The sequence below is a fragment of the Enterococcus sp. LJL51 genome, assembly GCF_049894025.1.
Classification (GTDB): domain Bacteria; phylum Bacillota; class Bacilli; order Lactobacillales; family Enterococcaceae; genus Enterococcus_L.
In genome coordinates this window covers 1-17,748 of record NZ_JBNEQE010000024.1, presented here as the reverse complement: position 1 = coordinate 17,748, position 17,748 = coordinate 1, and the positions used below count along the sequence as shown (strand labels likewise).

The window sequence follows — 17,748 nt, the reverse complement described above, 5'->3', positions numbered from 1 at the left end:
TCTTCTTGAAGAAAGTTGCTTTTTTTATTTTACCACAGGATGAGGAATTACTACATAGGAAGTAAATCTATTTCTCAGAAACTTTTAAGTTTTCGCCTGCTTTCAGATGTTCTTTATAAAAATGACCTTTGAAAAATTAATAGACCTTTAAGACAGCAAAAGAAAAGCCGTTCCTAAAGGTCTTTACTTGTCATTTCTATTTTTAGTTTCTCTGTCTGAATCAAGCAGATATAAATAACAAAATTACCTATCTTATGAAACAACCGCTTCTACCAATCCAATCAATCAGTTTCTTTGACTAGCCTAAAGCCACATCAAGTACCATCATGATGATGAATCCCAGCATTACCCCAAAAACAGCGAAATGCCGTTTACTGGTAATCGTTTGCTGAGCTTCTGGAATCAATTCCTCCACCACCACATAAATCATCGCTCCAGCTGCGAAAGCTAATGCATAAGGTAAAAGCAGACTCATCTTTGTAACCAGAATCGCGCCAATAATTCCGGCTATTGGCTCAACAATCCCCGAAGCCTGCCCATAAACGAATGCTTTGGAACGACTTAAGCCTTCCTGCCTTAATGGAATTGAAACAGCCGCTCCTTCCGGAAAGTTCTGTATACCAATACCCAATGCTACTGAGATAGCTGCAAGTACCGCTGTTTCAGGATTGTCTGCAGATGCAGCTGCTCCAAATGCCACTCCCACAGCCAATCCTTCCGGGATATTGTGTAGCGTAATAGAGAAAACAAGCAGAATTGTCCGCTTTAAATGGCTGGGCAGTCCTTCTTTTTCATGATTTGGACCGAAATGCATGTGAGGGAGCGTTTTGTCTGCTATGTATAAAAACAATCCGCCCAATCCAAAACCAACACTCACGACCAGCCAGGCAATATCTCCATTTTCCTCAGCACGTTCAATAGCAGGTGCCAACAATGACCAAAAGCTGGCTGCAATCATTACGCCAGAAGCAAAACCCAGCATCAAATTTAAAACATCTTTTTTGATATCCTTGAAGAAAAAAACTAAACCGGCACCTAAAGCAGTCATAAAATAAGTAAAACCCGTTCCAACTAAGGCTTGCTGCCACGGTTCCAATCCAACTAACCAGTTAATCATGTGCTTCCCTCCAAACAATCGTTATCTTTGCTTTCATTTTATCACAGCCGTTTTTTACAGTCCAGCTTATTTTATTTTTAAGCATACCTAAAAATAGTGAAATAAGTGCTATTGTTTGGTTGGAACCCTAAAGGAGCGTATACTTTAAGTGTAAGTATTTCAAGAATTGGAGTGAGTAGCAATGGGAGATACAATTAATGCCGGCGTAGCAATGGTGAAGGTTTTAGAAAGCTGGGGAATCGATCATATTTACGGAATTCCCGGTGGTTCGTTCAATTCAACAATGGATGCTCTCTACAAAGAGAAAGAACGTATCAAGTACATTCAGGTCCGGCATGAAGAAGTGGGGGCATTAGCTGCAGCAGCCGATGCAAAGCTGACTGGAAAGATTGGTGCTGTTTTCGGTTCAGCTGGTCCAGGTGCCACTCACTTAATTAATGGACTATATGATGCACAAATGGATCACGTGCCAGTTTTGGCTTTGCTAGGACAGGTTGCTTCAACTGCAATGAATTATAATTCTTTTCAGGAATTAAATGAAAATCCTATGTTTGCAGATGTTAGTGTATACAATCGCACTGTAATGACTCCGGAAAGTCTTCCCCATGTTATTGATGAAGCAATCAAAGCAGCATACCAGTTCAACGGAGTCTCTGTAGTTACGATTCCAGTTGATTTTGGCTTTCAGGAAATACCTGATACGTATCTTTCAACTGCAAAGAATCATCGTACCGGGCTGCCGATTCCTGCTGAGAAGGACATTAATGAAGCAGCAGCTTTAATCAAACAAGCCAAACAGCCTATATTGTACATTGGTCAGGGAACACGAGGCGGCTGGGAAGAAATAAAAGCTTTCTCAGAGTATTTTTCAATGCCGGTTGCTGCTGCAGTTTTGGCAAAGGGAATTGTTCCTGATTCTTATGAAAACTTTCTTGGTTTTGCTGCCAGAGTAGCAACTAAGCCAGCAAATGAAGCGTTGGCAATCGCTGATTTGATTGTTTTTGTAGGCAGTGATTTTCCTTTTGCCGCTATGTTTTTTAATCCAGATGCTATGTTTGTTCAGGTAGATATTGATGCCGCCAAATTTGGCAGACGTCATAAAACAGACGTTGCGATATTAGGTGATGGCAAAACTGCTTTAAAAATGATAATGGCAGCCGGAGAAAAACGTCCTGCTGACAAATGGTTGGATGCTAATCAGAAAAATAAACAAAATTGGGTAGAATGGTTGAGAAGCTTTGATAATTTTTCTGAAAGTCCATTAAGACCAGAACCTGTTTTCAAAGAAATACGCCGTATTGCAGAGGACAACGCTGTCTTTGTTACGGATGTCGGCAATACTACGATTCATGCTATTCGTCTATTAGACATGAACGGCAGTCAGCTATTCACTACTTCCGGCTGGTTTGCAACGATGGGGAATGGGATTCCCGGAGGAATCGCCGCTCAGCTCAGCTACCCTGACAGACAAGTTTTTACCTTAAGCGGAGATGGAGGCTTTGCCATGGTGATGCAGGATATTATCACTCAGGTGAAATATAAACTGCCGATTATTAACATAGTCTTTTCAAATGATTCTTTTGGATTTATTGAAGCAGAGCAAGAAGATACTGAACAAAAGAAATTCGGGGTCTTTTTAGAGGGTGCTGATTTTGGTTCTGCCAGTGAAGCACTTGGCGCAAAAGGTTTCACAATCACTCATTACGATCAGTTAGAGCCTGCATTTGAAGCCGCAAAAGCAAGTGACCGTCCTGTCGTAATCGATGTGAAAATCCGTAACGAACGACCTCTGCCAGTTGAAGAGCTTGTTCTTGATCCAGAGACCTTTTCTGCGGAAGACATCCGTACATTCAAAGAAAAATATGGAGTCCATGATATGCCTGTTTTAAAAGAATTGCTTAAATAATAATCTGAAAAGTGTATGACCTTATCAACTTGACTAAGGTTGTACATTTTTTATTTTATTAATAATTTTTTTATTCTTCCAGAAAATATGCATTTCTTTCAAACAAGACATAGTTACTTCTTTTCCTTAATTGTCTTAAAAATTACTTATTCTAAAAAAAGAAGTACTTGAATGGCTGGCATTTGGGTATTGTTTGGCAGAGTATTATCACCGGCCAAGTATCAGAACCTCTTATCATAAAACTAAAACAAATGGTAATAGCGTCATGTCTCTTTATGATGAAATATCGTCTGTGAATTGACGGTTTTCGTACCCTGCTTGAGAATTCATCTTTGAAAAAAGCAAGGAAGTTATCTTTATTGTAAGTATATACGGGCTATCTTATTTTTTATTTAGCTTAGAGACAGCTTTTTAAGCTCTTCTCCAGCATACAAAAAAGGGGCGGGACAATACTATGCCTCACCCCTTTAAAACCAAGTAAATGATGTTTTAAAAATAACAGTTATAGGTTATTTATCATCATGTTTGTGAAATTTCTCTTTGATATCTTCGAAGCCTTCTTTGATTTTATCACCAAATTTTTCTGCGCCTTCTTTAATATCATCACCAGCATCACGTGCTTTGGTCTTCGCGTCTGCAAAACCAGATTGAAGCTTACCTTCTGCTTCTTTTCCTTTATCATCAGTCACTTTACCTACTGTTTCTTTTGTTTTGCCTTCCACCTTATCTTTAGCATCATTTACGCGTCCATTTAAATCTGCCATAGTAAACCCTCCTAAAAGATAGTTTCGTTCTTACAATAATTAGCATAACACCGCTACAAACTTCCTACAAATGATTCGCTCAATTATTTTTTTCCAGCCATTTTTTCACTTGATTGATTTCTTCCATCGTTACCTGATGTCCTGCCTCGGTATTCTCAACAGTGACGGCTGCACCTCTACGCTCCAATTGCTTGGACAGGCGCTGAAAGGCTTCCGAAGAAACAATTGGATCATGACTGCCGTGTGAAAGGAAAACTGCTGTGTTGCTCAGCTGTCCGTTTTGAGTGTCAACTCCTAACGACATTGGATGGAGCAGGATTGCTTGTCTTAATTGACTGTTTCTTTCAAGCAGCAAATGACCCGCGATGTTGGCACCGTTCGAATAACCAATGATAATCCAATCACTTAATACAATACCGTTCTCTTTACTAATCTCTTCAATTTTCTTTAATAGATAATCGCTTTCTTCCTCTAAGCTGTTGATATCAAACTGATTAAGTCCATTTCTTTTGAAAAACCGGTTCATTCCTTCTTCTTGAACTCTACCTCGTAAAGAGAGAATAGTGCTTTGCGGGTCAAGATATCGCGCGATATCTACAAGGGAATATTCATCTCCTCCAGTTCCATGAAGCAGTAGAAAATTCTTCCCAGTACCTTTTTCAAACAAATAATTCATTTTTGTACCTCCTTAAATACTTACTTTTTATAAGTAAAATAAGCTTATCATTAATTATAAAATGATACAAATGATTGATTTTCAATTCTACTTTGACACACAAATGATTTCTTGTTAAAATAAGAACATACGTTCGATAAGGAGGCATTATTATGGATCTCACCAGAAAAATAGAAATATTAGCAGAGTCTGCTAAATATGACGTTTCCTGTGCCAGCAGCGGCGTCACTGAAAATACACGAACAGGAACAGTGGGAAGTACTGCTGCTGCAGGAATCTGTCATTCTTTTACAAGTGACGGCCGTTGTGTCTCCTTATTAAAGCTGTTGTTTACCAACGCCTGTATTTTTGATTGTCATTATTGTATAAACAGGAAATCCAACCAAATTCCGCGAGCCACCTTCACACCTCAAGAAGTGGCTGATTTAACGATGGACTTTTACATGCGGAATTATATTGAAGGATTATTTTTAAGCTCGGCCATCATAAAAAATGTTGATTATACCTGTGAATTACTAATAAAAACATTAAAAATTCTTCGTTACGAAAAAGGATTCAAGGGGTATATTCATGTTAAGGCAATTCCAGGTGCTGATGAGCGTTTGATTGAAGAATTAGGTTATTTGGCAGATCGGATGAGCGTAAATGTAGAACTCCCTTCACGTGAAAGTCTAAAGCTGCTTGCACCAGATAAAGATCCGCTGGCCTTATATAAACCAATGAAGCAGATTACTACAAAGAAAAAAGAATTATCCAACTTGCCGGCTGTCAGAAGAGGACCTAGTTTTGTACCTGGTGGACAATCTACGCAGATGATTATTGGTGCTTCGCCAGAGAGTGATCATGCTATCATAAATATAGCTGAAACACTTTATAACAAATACGAATTGAAGCGTGTCTATTATTCTGCATATATTCCTGTCAATCAAAGTTCTCTGCTGCCGGCTGTAACGACTGATCCGCCGCTGCTTAGAGAACATCGGCTATATCAGGCGGATTGGCTGATGCGGTTTTATCGTTTTCAGGCAGATGAAATTCTGACTGCGGAAAAACCAAATTTCAATTTATATTTAGACCCTAAAGCAAACTGGGCAGTGCAAAACTATGAACGTTTTCCTATTGATGTTCAGTCAGCCAGCTATGAAAAGCTGCTTAGAATTCCCGGCATCGGTCCAAAGAGCGCTCAAAATATTGTTAAGGCTCGAAAATATTACCGGCTGCATCTGTCGGATTTGAAAAGACTAGGTGTTGTCGTAAAAAGAGCGCAATATTTTGTTAGCTGTGACGGTGCCACTATTGAAGGACTCATTAAAGAGCCTGAATGGATTATTGCCTCTCTTGTGTCTTCAAGACAATATAAAGCCTTGAAAAAGGCCAATAGTCAAAGCAATCAAGAGCAGCTGTCCTTATTTGATGTGGAACGGTTTGAGCATACAAAAGAAAAGGAGCTTCGCCATGCATATTGACCGTACAGCAGAGGTTTGGGAATATGACAATAGTTTTTATGGTTTCTTAACAATTGTCGACAAAGCGTTTCGGCTAAAAAAATTTCCTGGGAGCATCTGCACACCAGAAACTTCTGCACTTAGTCTTTTTTTTAGTGAATGGATTGAAACAAATGAACCGCAGGCTGAGAAAATCCATCGTAGGCTAAGACAGCTTTTAACTGCCGAAAATTTTCAATTTTTTCAAGATGGATTTAACGCTACTGTAGAAAATAAGGAGCTGCAGCTGCTTGAGACCTTAGAAGTTGCTTTACGTACAAAGGATTCATTAACGAATCATATTGGTCATCCGTCCATTTTGGCTGTACAGCGAGGTATCAAAGCAATGCTCGGAGAAGCACATCTATACACCGGCTTTGTCCGATTTGAATACGCAGGAAAGATATTATTCAGTGAAATAACGCCAAAGCATTTTTCTCTCCCTTATATTTGCCCTCATTTTGCTGAACGTTATCCATTAGAGACGATTGTTATTTATGATACAACCCATCGGCTATTGGCATTGATTGAGCAAGGGCGTATCTCTTTTATCGAAAATACAGACAACCCTAATTTAAGCAATACCCGTGAGGAAGAAGAGCTGATTCAGCATCAATGGCAGTCGTTTCTACAGGCAGTAACTATTCAGGAACGAGCGAATAAAAAATGCCAAATGAATCACCTTCCCCTGCGCTTTCGCGATAAAATGGTTGATTTTCGACATTCAGACAAACTGTCGACTACTGCGCAAACTTCGCAGAAACTCACCAGTATGAAAAAAACAAAAGAAAGCTCACCCTCAAAAAACAATGTGCTACCCTTTCAAAGAGAATCTGGCTGACTATTAGAAAGAAGCTGGGACAATAATAAATTCCCAAACTCAGCATATCTGAATCTGAATAGACGAAAGCCCAAAGCCGATTCTTCGAAAACAAGTCGTGCGATAAATAGGCGTAGCTATTTTCTTGTAATATGCCTTGTTTCTTGAAGAAAAATACTTTTAGCTCAGCTTCTGATCCGATTTATTAGTGGAGATAGCTAGCTTTTAAAGCTAGACATTTTCTAGATACCTCCTTCAGCAGCCTTTGACATTATTGAGTTTTCAACTGCCAGAATTTTCATTCCCTTTAATGTTAACAAAAAGAGATAGCCGCCTCCAATTATGGATTGACTATCTCTTTCTTTATAGATTAAATCAAAGCTTTGCTGATTTCATTGCTTTTGCACCTATATCTTTACGATAGAAGGTTCCAGTTGTATCAACGGAGTCCAAGAGCTGATAAACATTTTGCTGTGCTTCTTCCAAGGTATTTCCTTCTGCTTCCACAAGATAAATTCGACCACCGCTTGAAAGCAGTTTGCCATCCTTTTCTGATACACCTGCATAGTAAACACGCTGCTCACAGTCGCTAGAAAATGCCGGCAGGACTGAACCTGAGATGTATTCTTCCGGATAGCCATTCGCAGCTACTACAACTCCTAAACTAAAACCATCCTGCTTCCATTGAATAGCTGGTATCCGTTCATTAAGAAGATCATCAATAATTCCCGCCAAATCTGTTTCTAATCTTTGCAGCACAACCTGTGTTTCCGGATCACCAAATCGAGCATTGAACTCAATCACCTTGGCACCCTCTTCTGTAGCAATTAGACCAGCATACAGAATACCTGTAAATGGGCAGCCTTCCTTAATCAGACCTTCGGCTGCGGGTCGTAAAACCTTGGCAATCGCTTCATCCACCAGCTCTTGAGGTATTTGAGGCACCGGACTATAAGCACCCATTCCTCCGGTATTGGGTCCTTCATCATTTTCATAGGCCCGCTTATGATCCTGCGCTATGGTCATAGGATAAATTTCCTGATCTCTGACAAACGCCAATAACGAAAATTCTTCTCCCGCCAAAAAGTCTTCTACAACTACTTTTGCTCCGCTTGCACCAAAGCGGTTACCTTCCAGCATATCTTCCAAAGCTGAAATAGCCTCTTCAACACTTTCAGCAACAACTACTCCTTTACCCGCTGCTAATCCATCTGCCTTAATAACGATTGGAGCGCCTTTCATCCGAACGTATTCCTTCGCAGGCTCTAATTCATGGAAGGTGCGGTGCATTGCTGTGGGTATATGATATTTATTCATTAATTCTTTGGCAAAGTCTTTTGAGCCTTCAATCATTGCTGCAGCTTTTTCTGGACCGAAAATTTTTAAGCCGGCTTTTTTGAAATCATCAACAATTCCATTCAATAAAGGCACTTCTGGTCCAACGAATGTCCAGTCAACCTTATTTTGCTCTGCAAAAGCAATTAGCTCCTTATGATTGTCTTCTGCAATATCCACAAGCTGAATGCCGTCGCGAATCATTCCCGGATTTCCTTTAGCACAATAGACCTCCTGAACCAGCGGACTCTTAATGAATTTTTGCGCAATGACGTGTTCTCTTCCACCACTGCCGATTACTAAAATTGTTAATCCCATCATTTTCCTCCATCATCAGTGTCTAAAGTGTCTGATATCTGTAAATACCATCGCAATGCCGTATTTATCCGCCATATCAATTGATTCCTGGTCTCTTATACTACCGCCAGGCTGAATAATCGCTTTGATGCCGCACTCCCCAGCGTACTCTACGCTATCCCCCATTGGGAAATAAGCGTCACTAGCCAGAACAGCGCCCTTAATCTTTTCACCAGCCTGTTTGACCGCAATTTGAACAGAACCGACCCGGTTCATCTGACCAGCGCCAATACCAACTGTTTGATGATCATTAGCGATAACAATAGCATTGCTTTTGACATGCTTCACTGCTTTCCATGCAAAAGCCAGTGCCTGCATTTCCTCTTCAGTCGGCTGACGTTTGGTCACAACCTTCCAATCCTTGACTTCTTCTTTGACTACGTCTTGATTTTGAACAAGTAAACCACCTAAAACAGATACCTTTTCATCATCATCCGCTTCATCTTTATGGGAAAAATCTAATGTCATTAAACGTATATTTTTTTTACCGGACAGTAGCTCAAATGCTTCTTCTGTAAAGCTAGGAGCAATGATAATTTCTAAGAACAGCTGGTGCATCTTCTCTGCCACAGATAGACTAACCTCACGATTCAATACAATAATTCCACCAAAAATCGATACAGGATCTGCTTCATATGCTTGTTCATAGGCTGTTAAAATATCTTCTCCAATCCCAATACCGCATGGGTTCATATGCTTAACTGCTACGACAGCGGGCTGATTAAATTCTCTCGCAATCCGAATCGCTGCATCTCCATCCTTGATATTGTTATAGGATAATTCTTTCCCATGAAGCTGCTTTGCACTAGCAATTGAAAAAGGAACCGGCAGGGCATCTTCATAGAAGGCTGCCTGCTGATGGCTGTTCTCGCCATAACGCAGCGTCTGTTTTAAATCATAAGTCAGCGTTAGGGATTCCGGATTTTCTTCATCAACAAGCTCAGTTAAATATCCAGCAATTAACGCATCGTATGCCGCAGTATGACGGAAAACCTTTGCTGCCAGCTTTTGCCGAGTGGCAAAGCTTGTTTCATCATTTTCAGCAAGCTCTTCAAGAACAAGTGGGTAGTCTGTCGGATCTACTACAACGGTTACAAACTGATGATTTTTAGCACCGCTTCTCAGCATACTTGGTCCACCGATATCAATATTTTCTATCGCATCCGCAGAGGCAACATCCGGCTTCATTATTGTTTCTTTAAAAGGATATAGATTGACACAGACAATATCAATCGGATGAATTCCGTGCTCTGTCATAGCAGATAAATGATCAGATAAATCCCGACGGCCTAACAAGCCGCCGTGAATTTTTGGATGTAGTGTCTTTACTCTGCCATCCATCATCTCCGGAAACTCCGTGACTTCTTCTATGCCAATTGTTGGAATTCCTTCTTGCTCCAGCATGGCTTTTGTTCCACCAGTTGAAATGATTTCAATCCCAAATTCTGTCAGTCTGCGCGCAAAATCAGCAACACCTGTTTTGTCTGAAACACTGATTAATGCTCTTTTTTTTGTCATTAAGCCCGTCGCTCCCTATTTTCGATTATTTTTTTCAGAACTTCTGGATACAGTCTATGTTCTACTTGATGGATTTTATCCTCTAGACTGCTCATTGTATCATCTTCGGTTATTATAACCCGTTCCTGTGCAATGATAGGACCTGTATCAACGCCTTTATCTACATAGTGGACGGTTACGCCAGTTTCCTTTACTCTTGCTTCATAAGCATCTCTAATACCATGTAGTCCCGGAAACTGCGGCAGCAGCGAAGGATGGATATTAATGATTTTCTCAGGAAAAGCTTCCAGTAAAGCTGGCCCAATCAGTCTCATATAACCTGCCAACACAATAAAATTTACTTTCTTTTCTTCCAAAAGATGAAGGATTTCTCCTTCATAGATGCTCTTTTCAGAAAAATCTTTTGGTGAAAAAGAAACATGAGGAATACCTAGCTGCTCAGCACGCTCTAATACCTTTGCCTGCTTATTGTCACTGAACAGCAAAACAATCTCGCCATCAATTTTGCCTGCCTTTACTGCCTCTGCAATAACCTGAAAATTACTACCGTTTCCGGAAGCAAACACTGCAATTCTCATTTTTCCACCTCGGTGAATACAATCGGCGTTTCATTTTGTGCAGCAACCCGGCCAATCAGATAACTAGGCTCCCCCAGTTCTTCAAGAAGCTTCTGTACTTCACCCACATGCTGCGGTGAAACAGCTAAGACCATCCCAATCCCCATATTGAATATCTCATACATTTCAGGAGAAGGGATCTTTCCGTAATGCTCTAATGCTGAAAAAATCGGTAGCACCGGCCAGCTGCCTAATTCAACCACAGCCGTTAATTTTTCCGGCAGCATACGAGGAATGTTTTCAACAAACCCACCGCCAGTGATATGAGCAATACCATTAACCAACTGCTTTTTCACCAGTGGTAAAATGCTCCTCACATATATTTTTGTTGGCTCCAATAATTCTTCTGTCAAGGTTTTTCCTGCCAGCTCAGGAAGCTGATCCGTCAGCTGAAAATCGTTCATTTCAAAAAACACTTTGCGGACAAGGGAGTAGCCATTAGAATGAATACCGCTGGATGGCAAGCCTATCAGCAGGTCTCCTTCAGAGACTTTCTCTCCAGTAATCAACTGACTCTTTTCAGCAACGCCAACAGTAAATCCGGCTAAATCATAATCATCATTTCCATACATTCCCGGCATTTCTGCCGTTTCTCCCCCAATTAGAGCGGCTCCTGCCTGAACACAGCCTTCTGCTACGCCTGCTACAACAGCTTCTAAACGTTCTGGTATATTCTTTCCAGTTGCAATATAATCAAGAAAATAAAGCGGCTCAGCCCCCTGAGCAACGATATCATTCACACACATAGCCACACAATCAACGCCAATCGTATCATGCTTATCTGCCTGAATTGCCAACATCAACTTTGTTCCTACTCCGTCTGTTCCCGAAATCAGTACCGGCTCCTTCACATCCACCTTACTTAGGTCAAAGCATCCGCCAAAACCACCTAACGCACCCATCACTCCGGCACGCTCTGTCCGCTTTACGTGCTTCTTAATCCTTTCTACTACTTCATAACCGGCTTCTACGTCTACCCCGGCTTTTGCATATGCGTTCGCCATGTCTGTCCTCCTAAAATTCTCAGTTCACTTTCTTGTCTTTTGACTGCTCTAATGAAGCTGTATAAGTTGCTTCATAGTCATATAAAGGTGTTGGGTAATCTCCGTTAAAATAAGCCATACATAATCCTGAATAAGGAGCATCATAGTTTAAACCGATCGCCTGAATCAATCCTTCTTCACTTAAAAAGCTTAGTGAATCTGCTGTAATGACTTCCCTAATTTCATCCACGGAATGATTGGCAGCAATCAGTTCTTTTCGGGTTTGAATATCAATCCCATAAAAACAAGGATACTTAAGAGGTGGTGATGCAATTCTTACATGAACTTCTTTCGCACCTGCTTCTTTTAACAGCTGAACAATTCTTCTGCTGGTTGTTCCCCGTACAATAGAATCATCTACCATAATTACCCGTTTTCCTTCAACGACCCCTCTGACCGCCGAAAGCTTCATACGTACGCCCTGCTCTCTTAATTCCTGTGTTGGCTGGATAAATGTTCTGGCGATATATTGATTTTTTACTAATCCCATTTCATAAGGAATACCGCTGGCTTCTGCATAACCGCTGGCTGCCGAAAGAGAAGAATTTGGTACACCAACAACCATATCGGCTTCTATCGGTGCTTCTTGCGCTAGAAGTTTCCCCATATTTTTGCGGGCGGTATGAACATTGACCCCAGCAATATTAGAATCCGGCCGAGCGAAATAGATAAACTCCATTGAACAAATCGCATGCTGCGTGTCCTCAGTGTATTTTTCTACTCGGTAGCCAGTATCATCGATAATAATGACCTCGCCTGGTTCTACATCCCGGACAAAGGCAGCACCACTCACTTCAAGCGCACAGGTTTCACTCGCTACCACATATGCACCATTTTTCATCTGACCAATTGCCAGGGGTCTGAACGCATTCGGGTCCAAAGCAGCAATCATTGCGTTCTCCGTCAACAACAGATAAGCAAATCCGCCTTTCACCTGTCTCAGACTTTCTTTCAGCTGATCAATAAATGTCGGCTGTTTACTACGTCGAATCAAATGCATCAAAATTTCTGTATCTGAATTCGAATGAAAAATTGCGCCGTCTTTTTCAAGCGTTGTCCGCAGGCTTCTTGCATTCGTCAAGTTTCCATTGTGAGCAAGAGCAAAGGAACCGTCATAGAATTTGAATAAAAATGGCTGAATATTATCCACACTGCCATTTCCAGCTGTAGCATAACGCACATGCCCAATAGCTGCTTGTCCTTTTAATGCTTCAAGGTTACGTTCCTCTTTAAACACTTCTGAAAGAAGCCCAAGATCTCTATGTCCATCAAGCTTCCCTTGATTATTTGAAACAATTCCTGCCCCTTCCTGACCTCTATGCTGTAAACTATGCAGACCGAAATAAGTAACCCGGGATGCATCTGGATGACCCCAGACCCCGAATACTCCACACTCTTCATTTAAGCTTTTTACTTCATAAGACATGGAATAGCTTCCTCCCATAGTTCTCTGGCAGCAGTCGTTTTAACTTCTACCTTCCCATCCTGAGCATTAATGCTGATTGTGTTGTCTGCTGTCACCTTGCCGATACAAGCTGCTTGATCAGCTGCCAGCGCCTCAAACGCTGACTGATTCTCAGGGGTAACAGATAGAACAAAGCGTGATTGTGTTTCAGCAAATAATAACGGTAGCGCTGTTGCAACCGATACGTCTATACCTAACCCGTTTTTAAAGCAGGCTTCCGCTAGCGCAACACCTAAACCGCCTTCTGAGCAGTCATGGGCACTTGCAACCAGCCCTTTTCGAATTGCTTCCAGAACAATCTGTTGATTCGCCTTTTCCTGAGCCAAATCAAAAGCCATCAATTTCCCTTCAATTCGACCAAGCGTCATTTTCTGCAGCTCTGAACCGTTAAAGTCGGCTTGCGTTTCTCCAACTACGTAAATTAAATCATCTGCTTTTTTGAACTCCTGTGTAGTAACGTGCGCCAAATCATCGATTAATCCCACCATACCAATCATTGGTGTTGGATAAATGGCTTTCCCGTCTGTTTCATTATAGAGAGAGACATTTCCTGAAATAACGGGTGTATCCAGCATTTCACAAGCTGCAGCAATCCCATCTGCTGATGTCCACAGCTCCCAGAACCCTTCTGGCTTGTCAGGTGAACCGTAGTTCAGACAGTCGGTGATTGCCAATGGCTGACCACCAGAACAAACAATGTTTCTAGCCGCTTCTGCTACAGCAATCTGACCGCCTACTTCCGGATTCAAATACAGATACCGGGCATTACAGTCCGTTGTCATCGCAAGAGCTTTATTTGTTCCTCTCACACGCAAAACAGCTGCATCGCTTCCTGGTTGAACAACTGTATTTGTCCGTACCTGAGAGTCATAGGTTTGGTAAATCATTTTTTTCGACGCGATTGTCGGCTGCTGTAATAGATTCAGCAATGTTTTCCCAGCATCCTCAATGGTTGGCTGAAAATCAGGCATTGCTGAAAACTCTTTAATTCTTGCAGGCTCTTGTTTTTCCTTTTGATAAACCGGCGCATCCTCAGCCAATGCATCTACAGGTAAATTCGCTACTTCTGTACCTTTATGGTACAAGCGGTACAAACCATCATCTGTTACTTCCCCAATTGTTACGGCATCCAAATCATATTTTTTAAACAGTTCCACTACTTCTGATTCATGTCCCTGTTCAACACAGATTAACATCCGCTCCTGTGACTCCGACAGCATCATTTCATAAGGACTCATTTCAGTTTCACGCTGAGGAACATCATCTAAATAGAGCTTCAAACCAGAACCAGCTTTTGAAGCCATTTCTGAGCTTGATGAAACCAGCCCGGCTGCTCCCATGTCTTGAATACCGACTAAAATATCTGAATGATCTAAAATCAATTCCAAACAAGCTTCCAACAAAAGCTTCTCCATAAACGGATCGCCAACCTGAACAGCAGAACGCTGCTGTTCTTCTCCTTCAACAAACTCCTCTGAGGCGAAAGTCGCTCCATGAATACCATCACGTCCTGTTTTCGCTCCAACATACATAATTGAATTACCGACACCTTTGGCCTGCCCTTTTTGAATATCCTGATGATTAATTAATCCAACACACATGGCATTGACCAGAGGATTTCCTTCGTAGCAAGGGTCAAATGCAACTTCTCCTCCTACTGTAGGAATGCCAATACAGTTGCCGTAACCGCTAATTCCAGCTACTACCTCTTCAAGAAGATACTTTGTCCGCTGATTATCCAATTCGCCAAAGCGAAGAGAATCTAAAATCGCAATCGGCCGCGCGCCCATACTGAAAATATCACGGATAATTCCACCTACACCAGTTGCCGCCCCTTCATAAGGTTCCACAGCTGATGGGTGATTATGGCTTTCTGCTTTAAACACAACTGCTTGACCATCACCAATATCTACGATTCCGGCTCCTTCTCCAGGTCCTTGAAGCACCTGTGGTCCAGAAGTCGGAAATTTTCTCAGTACAGGCTTTGAATTTTTATACGAGCAATGCTCGCTCCACATAACTGAAAACAATCCCGTTTCAGTATAATTTGGCATTCTTCCTAAAATATCTTCTTCAATCATCCGATATTCTTCATCAGTCAGTCCCCATCCTGCATAGATTTTCTGATCTTTGATTTCCTGAGCTGTTGGTTCGCTTATCTTCATCATGCTTTATTCCTTACCTTTCCGTAGTTGTTAATGATTGATTGAAAGAATTTCAGTCCGTCATCTGAGCCCAACAAGCTTTCTACTGCTCTTTCCGGATGAGGCATCATGCCTAGGACATTTCCTTTTTCATTGATAATTCCAGCTATATTTTCCACACTGCCATTAGGATTTTCATCCGCATAAGTAAAAACGATTTGATTATTGTCTTTCAACTTCTGCAACGTTTCCTCATCACAATAATAATTTCCTTCTCCATGTGCAACAGGAATCTGAATAATTTCATCCTGTTCATACTCGCTGGTGAATGCGGTTTTTGCATTTTCAACTTTTAAACCAACTGTTTTGCAGACAAAATGAAGGGACTGATTACGAAGCAATGCTCCAGGCAAAAGTCCAGCTTCTGTCAATATTTGGAACCCATTACAGGTGCCAAATACCGGCTTGCCCTCTTCTGCAAAGCGAATAACCTCTTCAATAATTTTTGAAAAACGGGCGATTGCTCCACAACGTAAATAGTCCCCATAAGAAAATCCGCCTGGTAAAAGAACGCCGTCAAAGCCCTCTAAGCTTTCTGCATCATGGCGCACATACTCAGCTTCTGCTCCCAAAATATTCTGCACTGCCCAAAGCATATCCATATCGCAGTTTGAACCGGGAAATACAATCACTGCAAATTTCATGCTACGCTTCCTCCGTGATTTCATAGCGATAGGTTTCCATATTAACGTTTGCTAAAAGACTATCACAAATCTTTTCGATGGCTTCTTCTACCGGCTGATCTGATTTTGCTACTTTGATTTCAAAGTACTTACCAATTCGAACTTCCTCAATTGCTTCATAGCCAAGACGGTGAATTGCTCCCTTTACAGCTTCTCCTTGAGGATCTAAAACAGATTCCTTATACGTTACATAAACTTTTACAAAATACATGTGATGAACTCCTTCTATATGATTAGTTAGTGTTTAGTCTTGAAAATACTTCTTGATAAACTGGAACGATATCTCCTAAGTCACGACGATAAACATCCTTATCTAAATGCTCATTTGTTTCCTTATCCCATAACCGACACGTATCTGGCGAAATCTCATCGGCTAGTAAAACCGTTCCGTCAGTTCTGCGACCAAATTCTAATTTGAAATCAACTAATCGAATATTCAACCTATCGAATAGCTCGATTAAAGCCAAATTAACCTGACGGGCAGCATTCATAATTTCTATAACTTCATGTTCGTCAGCAATTTTTAACTCCTTTATGTGATCTTGATTAATCATTGGATCATCCAGTGCATCATTCTTATAGTAAAATTCCAAAACTGGAAAACTTAGCTTTGTACCTTCCGGGATAGCCAAGCGCTTTGAAAAGCTGCCGGCTGCATAGTTTCGAAAAACAACCTCCAGTGGAATAATCTCAACTTTTTCAACGAGCTGCTCTCTGGCTGACAGCTGTTTAATAAAATGACTAGCGATTCCTTTTTCTGCTAACTCTTCAAAAATCTTTGCTGTAATTTGATTATTTAATTCAGCTTTCCCAAGTACTTCGTCTTTCCTTACGCCATTTAAAGCTGTTGCCTGATCGAGGTACTCTACCCATAACTGATTAGGCTGGTTTGTAGCAAACAGTTTTTTCGCTTTGCCCTCGTAAAGTAAATCTTTCTTTTCTAACAAAAGAATACTTCCTTTCCAAATGATAATAGTTTTATCTTTAAAAATCGTTCGTTTCCTACTTGTTTACATTTTAACAAGGGTAATTTCCATCGTCAACAAAATATGAATGTTTTAACCAAAAACAAAGGTTATCGTTCGTGTTTTTCACGATTTATCTTTTTAAGATTCCTTAAGTTTCTTTTGGTTGTCAGGGTAAGCATTTACATTTCTATAGTTCAGTGGTATTCTTTAGTTAATCATTACAGTAAATATGATCGATAAAGTTTTTTTGATTGTAGGGAGGACTAACTATGCAAGACGACTATACAGCAATTGCTGAAGACTTTTTAGCATTTCTTGCCAAGAATGAAAAAACACGCTTATACAATGATCTGCTGGCTCTAAAAGCGGTACACGATATGAATCAAGACACCGCCTACTACACCTTTAAGAATATTAAGCGCGGTGTAAAGAAATATTCAGAAAGAAGGAAACGTTCTTTCAGCTACGAAAACGATCAACATGTCGAATTAAAGATTCATCAAATACATGAACAGCATTTCTTTAAAAATGCTTACCGTATTGAAGTATCCGTTGGTAATCATGAATGTGGCTATGTTATTGTTGAACGATTACTTGAACAGCTGCAGGCAGTACCTGTTCGTCCGTTTGAGTATCAGGAAGCTTTAATCTAAAATTAAAAACAGGGAGTGGGACAATAGTCAGAAGAAAATCTGATTATTGTCCTACTTTTTTGATTTTAGGGTACACAAAAAGCACGCAACCGTGTAAGATTAAAGTGACTAAACCAAATCAAAAGGAGCGTGCTTTTA

The 17,748-nt window shown here is 40.8% G+C and carries 16 protein-coding genes; 4 read left to right on the top strand and 12 right to left on the bottom strand.

Annotated features, from left to right (window positions below; translation table 11 throughout):
* Positions 1-298: 298 nt before the first annotated feature.
* Positions 299-1,117, bottom strand: coding sequence for a ZIP family metal transporter (locus ACPWSO_RS16500; protein WP_426084688.1), 819 nt, complete (start codon positions 1,115-1,117; stop codon positions 299-301).
* 181 nt (positions 1,118-1,298) lie between these two features.
* On the opposite strand from ACPWSO_RS16500, the gene spxB reads away from it, so the two are divergent.
* Positions 1,299-3,023: a pyruvate oxidase gene (gene spxB, locus ACPWSO_RS16495; RefSeq protein WP_426084687.1), complete on the top strand. Its 1,725-nt coding sequence runs from the start codon at positions 1,299-1,301 to the stop codon at positions 3,021-3,023.
* A 509-nt stretch (positions 3,024-3,532) separates the two neighbouring features.
* Here the strand turns inward: spxB and ACPWSO_RS16490 are convergent.
* Together ACPWSO_RS16490 and ACPWSO_RS16485 are read right to left on the bottom strand one after the other, a co-directional pair.
* The gene (locus tag ACPWSO_RS16490; protein ID WP_426084686.1) at positions 3,533-3,787 is read right to left on the bottom strand and encodes a CsbD family protein; all 255 of its coding nucleotides are present in this window, start codon (positions 3,785-3,787) and stop codon (positions 3,533-3,535) included.
* A 79-nt stretch (positions 3,788-3,866) separates the two neighbouring features.
* Entirely contained in the window at positions 3,867-4,463 is a 597-nt protein-coding gene (locus ACPWSO_RS16485; protein WP_426084685.1) for an alpha/beta hydrolase, read from the bottom strand.
* A gap of 152 nt (positions 4,464-4,615) precedes the next feature.
* On the opposite strand from ACPWSO_RS16485, the gene ACPWSO_RS16480 reads away from it, so the two are divergent.
* Positions 4,616-5,929: a putative DNA modification/repair radical SAM protein gene (locus ACPWSO_RS16480; RefSeq protein WP_426084684.1), complete on the top strand. Its 1,314-nt coding sequence runs from the start codon at positions 4,616-4,618 to the stop codon at positions 5,927-5,929.
* Positions 5,919-6,788 carry a TIGR03915 family putative DNA repair protein gene (locus tag ACPWSO_RS16475; protein ID WP_426084683.1) on the top strand — a complete coding sequence of 290 codons (870 nt, stop codon included), beginning with the start codon at positions 5,919-5,921 and terminating at the stop codon, positions 6,786-6,788. Before ACPWSO_RS16480 ends, ACPWSO_RS16475 begins: the two co-directional genes overlap by 11 nt.
* Positions 6,789-7,142: 354 nt before the next feature.
* Here the strand turns inward: ACPWSO_RS16475 and purD are convergent, their stop codons facing one another.
* The 9 genes from purD to purC are packed head-to-tail and all read right to left on the bottom strand — an operon-like array spanning position 7,143 to position 16,936.
* Positions 7,143-8,420, bottom strand: coding sequence for a phosphoribosylamine--glycine ligase (gene purD / locus ACPWSO_RS16470; RefSeq protein WP_426084682.1), 1,278 nt, complete (start codon positions 8,418-8,420; stop codon positions 7,143-7,145).
* A gap of 15 nt (positions 8,421-8,435) precedes the next feature.
* Positions 8,436-9,977 carry a bifunctional phosphoribosylaminoimidazolecarboxamide formyltransferase/IMP cyclohydrolase gene (gene purH, locus ACPWSO_RS16465; protein ID WP_426084681.1) on the bottom strand — a complete coding sequence of 514 codons (1,542 nt, stop codon included), beginning with the start codon at positions 9,975-9,977 and terminating at the stop codon, positions 8,436-8,438.
* Positions 9,977-10,555: a phosphoribosylglycinamide formyltransferase gene (gene purN / locus ACPWSO_RS16460; protein WP_426084680.1), complete on the bottom strand. Its 579-nt coding sequence runs from the start codon at positions 10,553-10,555 to the stop codon at positions 9,977-9,979. The genes purH and purN overlap by 1 nt, the downstream gene beginning before the upstream one ends.
* On the bottom strand, positions 10,552-11,598 hold the full coding sequence (gene purM, locus ACPWSO_RS16455) for a phosphoribosylformylglycinamidine cyclo-ligase (protein ID WP_426084679.1): 1,047 nt from the start codon (positions 11,596-11,598) through the stop codon (positions 10,552-10,554). Before purM ends, purN begins: the two co-directional genes overlap by 4 nt.
* A 19-nt stretch (positions 11,599-11,617) precedes the next feature.
* Complete coding sequence (gene purF / locus ACPWSO_RS16450) at positions 11,618-13,063, bottom strand: amidophosphoribosyltransferase (RefSeq protein ID WP_426084678.1); 1,446 nt, start codon at positions 13,061-13,063, stop codon at positions 11,618-11,620.
* A complete protein-coding gene (gene purL / locus ACPWSO_RS16445) occupies positions 13,048-15,270 on the bottom strand; it encodes a phosphoribosylformylglycinamidine synthase subunit PurL (RefSeq protein WP_426084677.1) in 2,223 nt (740 codons plus the stop codon). Before purL ends, purF begins: the two co-directional genes overlap by 16 nt.
* The gene (gene purQ / locus ACPWSO_RS16440; protein ID WP_426084676.1) at positions 15,267-15,974 is read right to left on the bottom strand and encodes a phosphoribosylformylglycinamidine synthase subunit PurQ; all 708 of its coding nucleotides are present in this window, start codon (positions 15,972-15,974) and stop codon (positions 15,267-15,269) included. Before purQ ends, purL begins: the two co-directional genes overlap by 4 nt.
* Complete coding sequence (gene purS, locus ACPWSO_RS16435) at positions 15,952-16,200, bottom strand: phosphoribosylformylglycinamidine synthase subunit PurS (RefSeq protein WP_426084675.1); 249 nt, start codon at positions 16,198-16,200, stop codon at positions 15,952-15,954. The genes purQ and purS overlap by 23 nt, the downstream gene beginning before the upstream one ends.
* Positions 16,201-16,222: 22 nt before the next feature.
* A complete protein-coding gene (purC, locus tag ACPWSO_RS16430; protein WP_426084674.1) occupies positions 16,223-16,936 on the bottom strand; it encodes a phosphoribosylaminoimidazolesuccinocarboxamide synthase in 714 nt (237 codons plus the stop codon).
* A gap of 290 nt (positions 16,937-17,226) precedes the next feature.
* On the opposite strand from purC, the gene ACPWSO_RS16425 reads away from it, so the two are divergent.
* On the top strand, positions 17,227-17,610 hold the full coding sequence (locus tag ACPWSO_RS16425) for a hypothetical protein (RefSeq protein ID WP_426084673.1): 384 nt from the start codon (positions 17,227-17,229) through the stop codon (positions 17,608-17,610).
* Positions 17,611-17,748 lie beyond the last annotated feature (138 nt).